11 protein-coding genes are annotated in these 6,345 nt (G+C 52.5%); 7 read left to right on the forward strand and 4 right to left on the reverse strand.

The annotated features are described in order from the left end of the window. Nucleotides 1-280, reverse strand: a 280-nt coding sequence (locus J1C54_RS15895; RefSeq protein ID WP_229149856.1) for a helix-turn-helix transcriptional regulator, incomplete at its 3' end; no start/stop codon positions are given. A gap of 391 nt (nucleotides 281-671) precedes the next feature. On the opposite strand from J1C54_RS15895, the gene J1C54_RS15900 reads away from it, so the two are divergent. The 3 genes from J1C54_RS15900 to J1C54_RS15910 are packed head-to-tail and all read left to right on the forward strand — an operon-like array spanning nucleotide 672 to nucleotide 2,091. Next, on the forward strand, nucleotides 672-836 hold the full coding sequence (locus tag J1C54_RS15900) for a hypothetical protein (RefSeq protein ID WP_229149857.1): 165 nt from the start codon (nucleotides 672-674) through the stop codon (nucleotides 834-836). A gap of 30 nt (nucleotides 837-866) precedes the next feature. Beyond that, nucleotides 867-1,172, forward strand: a complete 306-nt coding sequence (locus J1C54_RS15905) for a helix-turn-helix domain-containing protein (RefSeq protein WP_229149859.1) — start codon at nucleotides 867-869, stop codon at nucleotides 1,170-1,172. Next, complete coding sequence (locus tag J1C54_RS15910; RefSeq protein ID WP_229149862.1) at nucleotides 1,153-2,091, forward strand: reverse transcriptase family protein; 939 nt, start codon at nucleotides 1,153-1,155, stop codon at nucleotides 2,089-2,091. The genes J1C54_RS15905 and J1C54_RS15910 overlap by 20 nt, the downstream gene beginning before the upstream one ends. 46 nt (nucleotides 2,092-2,137) lie before the next feature. Here the strand turns inward: J1C54_RS15910 and J1C54_RS15915 are convergent, their stop codons facing one another. Beyond that, complete coding sequence (locus tag J1C54_RS15915) at nucleotides 2,138-2,518, reverse strand: cytochrome P450 (protein WP_229149864.1); 381 nt, start codon at nucleotides 2,516-2,518, stop codon at nucleotides 2,138-2,140. 73 nt (nucleotides 2,519-2,591) lie between these two features. Here J1C54_RS15915 and J1C54_RS15920 point away from each other — a divergent pair, with 73 nt between their 5' ends. The 4 genes from J1C54_RS15920 to J1C54_RS15935 all read left to right on the forward strand — a co-directional run bounded on the left by J1C54_RS15920 (nucleotide 2,592) and on the right by J1C54_RS15935 (nucleotide 4,933). Further along, the gene (locus tag J1C54_RS15920; RefSeq protein ID WP_229149866.1) at nucleotides 2,592-2,855 is read left to right on the forward strand and encodes a BrnT family toxin; all 264 of its coding nucleotides are present in this window, start codon (nucleotides 2,592-2,594) and stop codon (nucleotides 2,853-2,855) included. Next, on the forward strand, nucleotides 2,845-3,165 hold the full coding sequence (gene brnA / locus J1C54_RS15925) for a type II toxin-antitoxin system BrnA family antitoxin (protein WP_229149868.1): 321 nt from the start codon (nucleotides 2,845-2,847) through the stop codon (nucleotides 3,163-3,165). Before J1C54_RS15920 ends, brnA begins: the two co-directional genes overlap by 11 nt. A 62-nt stretch (nucleotides 3,166-3,227) precedes the next feature. Continuing rightward, on the forward strand, nucleotides 3,228-3,953 hold the full coding sequence (gene pnuC, locus J1C54_RS15930; RefSeq protein ID WP_229149870.1) for a nicotinamide riboside transporter PnuC: 726 nt from the start codon (nucleotides 3,228-3,230) through the stop codon (nucleotides 3,951-3,953). Next, on the forward strand, nucleotides 3,938-4,933 hold the full coding sequence (locus J1C54_RS15935; RefSeq protein ID WP_229149872.1) for an AAA family ATPase: 996 nt from the start codon (nucleotides 3,938-3,940) through the stop codon (nucleotides 4,931-4,933). The genes pnuC and J1C54_RS15935 overlap by 16 nt, the downstream gene beginning before the upstream one ends. Before the next feature lie 41 nt (nucleotides 4,934-4,974). Here the strand turns inward: J1C54_RS15935 and J1C54_RS15940 are convergent, their stop codons facing one another. Both J1C54_RS15940 and J1C54_RS15945 read right to left on the reverse strand, forming a co-directional pair. Continuing rightward, nucleotides 4,975-5,580, reverse strand: a complete 606-nt coding sequence (locus tag J1C54_RS15940; protein ID WP_229149875.1) for a mobile mystery protein B — start codon at nucleotides 5,578-5,580, stop codon at nucleotides 4,975-4,977. Next, nucleotides 5,580-6,035, reverse strand: a complete 456-nt coding sequence (locus J1C54_RS15945) for a mobile mystery protein A (RefSeq protein ID WP_229149877.1) — start codon at nucleotides 6,033-6,035, stop codon at nucleotides 5,580-5,582. Before J1C54_RS15945 ends, J1C54_RS15940 begins: the two co-directional genes overlap by 1 nt. Between the last annotated feature and the right edge of the window lie 310 nt (nucleotides 6,036-6,345).

The following is a 6,345-nucleotide window of genomic DNA, read 5'->3' on the forward strand; positions in this document are numbered from 1 at the left end:
GCACATCACTGGCCAGACTGCGGCTATACCAGATGGCATTGCCCTCGCGGCGCCGCTCCACCAGCCCGGCCTCGGCCAGCACCTTGAGGTGATGACTCATGGCCGGCTGGCGCATATCGCAGATCTCACACAGCTCCAGCACCCCGAAACTGCTCTGCCCCAACACCTGCAGCACCGATAACCGGAGGCTGTCGCCGGCGGCCCAGAGCAGCTGCTCGAGCGGCTCAAGGGACGGGGCCCGGTCTTCAGAGGGATAAGAGATGGCTTGGGTCAGTGACATGGGGGCGGACTTTACACCGGATGGGGGTCAATATCAATTATTTTCGATATTGAATTCAATCCGGACCAATGACTAAATGTTCGCAAATAGCGAATATTTGTTGCCAAATAGCGAATTCCGATGCATAGTTGAACCCGCGTTAAGAAAGGGAGCCCGTCACCAGTTAACTGGGTAGGCTTTGTCTACTCGCGGAGACTTAGGTCTCTACCTTCTGCGCCGCTCGTGCTACGCGATTCATGCTCCAACGATTCATGCAGCCCAAGCGTGCGTCCACGTCGTGTGGTGACAACACGACGTGAAAGCAGGGGTTTATTGCCAGTCACTCCCGACGCTCCTCTAGTAATGGTGACCCAGCATCTAACCGGATGCTGGTAACTAGAGGAGATAGTTTATGAACATGAACTTTTTTAACGTTGTCTGGCAAACGCTTAAGGAGCGCAAACCTAAGAAGAAGGACCGAAGCAAAACCTGGACACTACTCAAATGGCTGTTACGGGTTTGCGTCTTTGTTTGGAAGATGCTGAGGATCTTCTTTGATGAGGGTGGCGCTTCTTAAGCGGTCCCCTGATTTTTATCAGAGGCTTTTATGATTAATCGAGCATTAAAAACCATCCGCCAGTTTCACGGCTTAACTCAGGCAGAGCTAGCCTCAAAGCTGAGCATGTCTAAGTCTTACCTTAGTGAAATTGAGTCTGGGAAGAAATCAGTCGGGTATGATCTCTTAGAGAGATACTCTGAAATATTCGATGTGCCCGTATCGTCGTTAGTGTTTTTCTCAGAGAACATTGAAGAGGCAGGCTCTATCCCGGAAAAATTCAGGAACGTTTTTGCCGGTAAAATATTGAAGATAATGGAATGGGTTGCCTTAAGAGATGAAGCGAAGACTGCCTAAGAATAGAATAATAACAAAGAAAAAATCGTATCCATTACAGGACTCTCCGTTCTATAAATTATCAAGCAAAACGCGATTAGCTAGTCTTTTAGGCTCCACCCCTAAAGAGCTTAAGTCCCTCGTTGGAAATGATAACTATCACTGCTTCACTCAAACAAAGAAAGGCAAACCACGACTAATCCAGGAGCCGCTTCCGCACTTGGACAAAATACACTCTAGAGTCGCAAGTTTGCTGTGCAGAATTGAGACCGTTGATGGGCTTCATTCCGGCAAAAAAGGCAGATCAAACATCTCTAACGCTCGAGCTCACCTTGGCCCTGGCAGGAAGGTGATTACTGCAGATATAAAAAGCTTTTTCCCTTCTACCACTAGGCTCATGGTTTTCGATTTCTTTTATAACACAATGCAGTGTTCTTCTGATGTTGCAGATCTGCTATCTAGAATTCTTACTTATGATGAGCATATCCCGACAGGAAGTAGAATTAGCATGCCTCTTGCATACATCGCAAACAAAAGAATGTTTGATGAAATTGAGGACGCTGCTATGCGTGTCGGGGCAAAAATGACCATCTATGTGGATGACTTAACTTTCTCGGGCGTTATGTTGCACAAGGACTTTGTTAAGACACTTGAGATGATCGCTAAAAAGCATGGTCATAGAATACACCCATCGAAAACCAGATTTTACTCAGAAAATGCGATCAAACTTATCACAGGTGCCGCCATAGGCGAGGACAGAATTTTCCCGAGGAATCGACACCTTAAAGCTCTGAAAGAAGATCTTCAGATATGGATAAACAGCCCTCAAAAGGACAGAAAACTCATAAACAAAATTCTAGGACGTTTAACCTTCATCGGAAGCATAGATCCACGGTATAAGGATAAAGCGAGAACATTTAGAAATGTCGCTATCAAGTAGCACGCACTATTTTTGAATCGCTCTATCGCGCCCCTCCCCGGCAGATTCAAAATCGTCTGCCGCTTCTCCAGCTCCGCCCGACACTTGCAGCTGAATTCCCCCCCTTGCCAAACATCACCTTCAAAAACACCCGCACTTCCTGCGCGGCAAAATGATTGCCAATGCAGCTGTGCAAGCCGCCGCCGAAGGGCGCGTAGTAGTTGGTCTCCGGCCGCTTGCCTAGGAAGCGTTCCGGCTGGAACGCCTGCAGGCTTTCAAAGTGATCGTCGCGCTGGTGGAAGTAGCCGATGTGCGCCACCAGCAATGTGCCTTTGGGAATGCGGAAGGCGGGGCGGGATCGGCGGCGCGACTTACCCAAAGACACGGCAGCGTCGCCAGCGGATATCAGGGATCCGCCATCCTCTGCGGACTCCGTGGTGTCTAGCATGGCTGCTTCCACTAGCCCAGCCCCTGTTGGCTTCATACGGGGGTATTGAGTAGAAAAGGAATAATTTATACTCATGGACGAGTTTGAGTACGACGAGCAGAAAAGCCGCTCCAACCTGGACAAGCACGGGATCGACTTTGAGGCCGCTCAGGCGCTCTGGAACGACCCCAACCTGCTGGAGGTCCGGGCCAGATCCGAAGATGAAGAGCGATATCTGCTGATAGGACGGATTGGCAACCAGCATTGGTCTGCGGTCGTCACGTACAGAGATGGCCGCATCCGCCTGATCTCGGTCAGGCGGGCCCGCAATACAGAGGTGGCGCTTTATGAAAGCTAAAGACTTCGACCGCAAGTTCGATGATGGCCGGGAAGAGATCGTCGATGACCTTGATCTGCCCACCGCGCGCCGCGTCAATCAGGAGCAGAAGCGCATCAATGTGGATTTCCCGGCCTGGGTGGTGGAAGCACTGGACCGGGAGGCATCCCGTATCGGGGTTACCCGGCAGTCGATCATCAAGGTGTGGCTGGTGGAGCGGCTGCAGGCAGAGCTGCGTGAAGCGGTTGCAAGGGGCGAGCTCGCTGTAGAGAAGGGAAGAACCTATAGCGAGAGTGAGGCCAGGGAGAAATTGAGCAAGCGGCTGACTTAAACCGAGAGGTGGTTCTGCTGCAAAGAAGCCAGCCATCACATAGTGCAAAGAAAGGATTATTTGTGCCTCACAAAATTTTCAAGCATCAGAACATCGACATCCTGTGGCTTTTGTTCCTGATCGCGGTCGGATCCGCGTTAAGCATCAGCATGGCGACGACGCTGTTCGATGTCACCGTGCTGCTTTCGGGCATTCTATGCGTCGGGCTGATAGCCACAGGTCGTCGTGAGGGGTATTTGTTCGGTCTTTATAACAGCCTGACGTATTCCGCTCTGGCCTATGGCAACGGATTGTACGGCGAGGTTTATCTCAACCTGCTGTTCTTCGTGCCGACCGGTATTATTGGCTTCCTGATTTGGCGGCGACACAGCCTGGATAACAAGACCGTGGCCATGAGAAGTATGGATTGGCGCTCTCGGGGCATTGTTGCCGTCATCTGTATCGCTTGCACAGTGATCCTCGGCGTTGTTCTCGGGCTTAACGCCAACCAGAACACACCCTTCATTGACGCAGCCACCAATGTGCTTTCCATCGTAGCTACCTTCCTGATGATGTGGCGCTACAAGGAGCAATGGCTGCTGTACATCACGCTCAATGTGGTGAGCATTATCATGTGGGCATTACGCGCGCTTAATGGCGCTGAAGCGGGCGATATGATGGTGCTGATGTGGTCACTGTTCCTGGTTAACGCCATCTTTGGATACTGGCGCTGGCACACAGGATCAAAGCAGGGCATTTCCAATGGCGGCTCGTTGACTGACGGACAAGCAGCATGCGACGCGGCCTGACGCTGGGAAAATTTGCACCCTTCCACCGCGGCCACCAGCTACTTATCGAGACCGCATTGGCGGAGGTTGATGAGCTTGTTGTCATGGTCTACGCGACGAGCGTGATCGATGTGCCACTTCAGGTCCGTGCCGGATGGATAAAGCACCTTTACTCAAGCGTCCGGATTATCGAGGCCTGGGACGGGCCGGAAGGGTACGGCGACACGCCGGAGATCAAGCGGGAGCAGGAGGATTACATACTGCAGAAGCTCGATGGCCTACCGATCACCCATTTCTATTCCAGCGAATTTTACGGCGATCATGTCAGCCGTGCGCTGGGCGCGGTTGATCGCAGGGTTGATGAAGCCAGAACAATAGTGCCGATCAGTGGCACGGAGGTCCGTGCTGACTGTTTTTCCAACCGGAATTATCTTGACCCTGTGGTGTATTCCGATCTGATAACCAAGGTTTGTTTCCTTGGGGCACCTTCCACCGGGAAAACCACTCTGTCAGAAGCGTTGGCAAAAAAGCACCAAACGCACTGGATGCCAGAATATGGTGCTGAGTTCTGGCTTGCGCACCAGATCGATCGGCGTATCACGCTGGATCAGTTCGAAACCATCGCGCCTGAACATAACAGGCGCGAGGATGCTCTGGTTCTGGAGTCACGCAAGTATCTTTTCTGTGACACCTGCCCGATTACCACTTACATGTTCGCCAAGGACTATCACGGCAAGGCCGGGCCACTGCTGACTCATTTGGCGGAGCAGGCGAAATCACGCTATGACCTGTTTATTCTCTGCGAAACCGACATCCCCTATGCCGATACCTGGGATCGCAGCGGCGACGTAAAACGACACCAGTTTCAGCAGCAGATCATTGCTGACCTTGGCGAACGAGGCCTGCGTTACTTCAGGGTTAGCGGAACACTTGAAGCCCGGATTGCGCAGGTTGATGAGATTCTCAGCGGGTTCAGCAAATACAGCCAGACAAACGCGTAGAGGAAGCATTCACGAGAGTTGGTTCTTTTGCCCGGAAAATGTCAGGCCGGATTTCTGACTTCAAGATACTTAATCAGCGGTTGCATATCACCCGCATCAGCTGCCCGCAGCGCGTCAATGTATGATCGCCGCTCCTCGTTATCTGGAATCACATGGAGTTTTCCTGCACTCCACACCAGATGCTTCTCTTTCATCTCATTAACCAACACGGCGTTGGTAAAAAGCCGTGCGATTCGTCCGTTGCCGTTCGGGAAAGGGTGAATCCTGACCAGGCGGTGGTGCAGACGGGCAGCCAGTTCGATGCGATTGTAGGTTCCGTTCTCAATCCAGTATTTGGTGTCATCCAACAGCTTTCTGATTTCCACCGGAATATGGAGGGGATCAATGCCGATGTTCTTTTCCGTATTCCGGTACTTGCCGGCCCAGCTCCAGACGCTGCCAAACAGCTTGATATGGAATGTCTTCAGAAAATCATCCGTCAGGACGGGTTTGTTTTTTCGCCTGGCCAGCCACAGGCGGCCGGCACTGACGCTGTGCGACTCCAGCTCATCCAGCTGGCCGCGGGTGGCAATGTTCTTGAACTTCAATCCTTCAAGCTCGGAGGGGTCCAGCGGCGTGGCGCCATACGGCGCGTCAAAACTTTCCATTACTCATCCCACAAGTCACCGGGCAGGGTTCGCTGGAACTCCTCGGCAAGTCGCTCCACTTCGCGCTCAAAGGTGCGCTTGTCCAGGGCCTGTGCTTCCAGCGCCATATGCGCCTGGGTTTCTGATGCCACAGCCAGTGCCTTTTTTCTGGCCTGCCGGGCGACGATCTGATCGATCGGCTGGCGAGGACGAAAGGCTATAACAAGGTCACATTGCATCGCATCCGCTGCCCGGGCCAGCTGTTGCACGGTAATCCGGCCCTGGCTTTCCATGGCTTCCATCTGCGATATCCGGCCCTTCTTTACCCCCAGCCGCTCGCCCAACTGGGCGCCGGTCATGCCCAGCGCGGTTCGCAGGGTGTATATCCAGCCCTTCGGCGGCCGGGGGATACTGATCGCCTGGCTCTGACTGGCGATGTCTCGAGCTTGTGAGACAACTACATCTTTGATCTTCATATCGGCCTCTAGTCTATATATATACAGACATATTGCACTATATAGTCTATATATATATAGATGAATACAAACGATAAGTCCATATATATAGATACTCGATTCATGCCAGAAGCCGATATCAGGGCCATGGCGTGGCCATGCCCTGATCCAGAAGCATTTTCCTCTGCCGGGGCCTGCTCAGGATTTGCCCAACACCCCGCCATCAACGACAATAGCGCCCCATTTCAGGCCCCCTTCGGGACCGCCCCAGCCAGCAGGAGTGTTTGATGACCGCTGTTACCCGATCCCGTGAACTTGCCAACGCCATCCG

This window comes from Alcanivorax sp. 1008, assembly GCF_020667895.1.
GTDB lineage: Bacteria > Pseudomonadota > Gammaproteobacteria > Pseudomonadales > Alcanivoracaceae > PGZG01.

What these genes read in the sequence shown, in the direction of transcription:
- J1C54_RS15900 (WP_229149857.1), top strand. Translation starts at nt 672, where the DNA reads ATGAACATGAACTTTTTTAACGTTGTCTGGCAAACGCTTAAGGAGCGC.
- J1C54_RS15905 (WP_229149859.1), top strand. Translation starts at nt 867, where the DNA reads ATGATTAATCGAGCATTAAAAACCATCCGCCAGTTTCACGGCTTAACT.
- J1C54_RS15910 (WP_229149862.1), top strand. Translation starts at nt 1,153, where the DNA reads ATGAAGCGAAGACTGCCTAAGAATAGAATAATAACAAAGAAAAAATCG.
- J1C54_RS15915 (WP_229149864.1), bottom strand. Translation starts at nt 2,518, where the DNA reads ATGCTAGACACCACGGAGTCCGCAGAGGATGGCGGATCCCTGATATCC.
- J1C54_RS15920 (WP_229149866.1), top strand. Translation starts at nt 2,592, where the DNA reads ATGGACGAGTTTGAGTACGACGAGCAGAAAAGCCGCTCCAACCTGGAC.
- brnA (WP_229149868.1), top strand. Translation starts at nt 2,845, where the DNA reads ATGAAAGCTAAAGACTTCGACCGCAAGTTCGATGATGGCCGGGAAGAG.
- J1C54_RS15935 (WP_229149872.1), top strand. Translation starts at nt 3,938, where the DNA reads ATGCGACGCGGCCTGACGCTGGGAAAATTTGCACCCTTCCACCGCGGC.
- J1C54_RS15940 (WP_229149875.1), bottom strand. Translation starts at nt 5,580, where the DNA reads ATGGAAAGTTTTGACGCGCCGTATGGCGCCACGCCGCTGGACCCCTCC.
- J1C54_RS15945 (WP_229149877.1), bottom strand. Translation starts at nt 6,035, where the DNA reads ATGAAGATCAAAGATGTAGTTGTCTCACAAGCTCGAGACATCGCCAGT.